Here is a 632-nt window from a genome sequence, read left to right on the forward strand (position 1 = left end):
CATCGCCAGCACGCGGTATTTGGCGATCGCGACGTCGCCGAGGATGAAGGAACCGCGCAGCGAGGCCGGCAGCGGCATCGGGATGATCTGCGGCCCCCACAGCGCATAGAGCGTCTGCTCGGCGACGATCAGGCCGCCCGTGGTCATCAGGATCTGCTTCAAATGCTGGCCGTAGACCGGCAGCACCAGCACGCGCTCGACGATCAGGCCGAGCGCGCCGGAGACCACCATCGCCAGCAGCGCGGCCGGCGCCAGCACGGCGAGGTTCATCCAGAGCGAATCCGCCTGAATGGAGGCCGCGAACGGCGCCAGCACCAGCGTCGCGACATAGGCGCCGACGGCGATGAAGGCGCCGTGGCCGAAATTGAGTACGTCCATCAGGCCGAACACCAGCGTCAGGCCGGAGGCCATGATGAAGATCATCATGCCCATGGCGAGGCTGGCGACGGTCAGCGTCAGCCAGGAACTGGTCGAGCCGATCAGCGGGATCATCAGGAGCGCGAGGGCGACCGGCAGCAGGATCGGCACGGTCATGATCAGGCCGGGGATGCCGTCGATCACCGTGCCGATCACCAGCAGGATGACGTTGCAGATCAGCATGAAGCTGATCGGATCCTTGGCGGCGGTCTGGA

1 pseudogene is annotated in these 632 nt (G+C 66.1%); it reads right to left on the reverse strand.

The annotated features are described in order from the left end of the window. Nucleotides 1–632: pseudogene (locus tag AACY52_RS29200) on the reverse strand (hypothetical protein); the annotation flags it as partial.

This window comes from Pseudomonas sp. EA_65y_Pfl1_P113, from assembly GCF_963970525.1.
GTDB classification, from domain to species: domain Bacteria; phylum Pseudomonadota; class Gammaproteobacteria; order Pseudomonadales; family Pseudomonadaceae; genus Aquipseudomonas; species Aquipseudomonas tritici.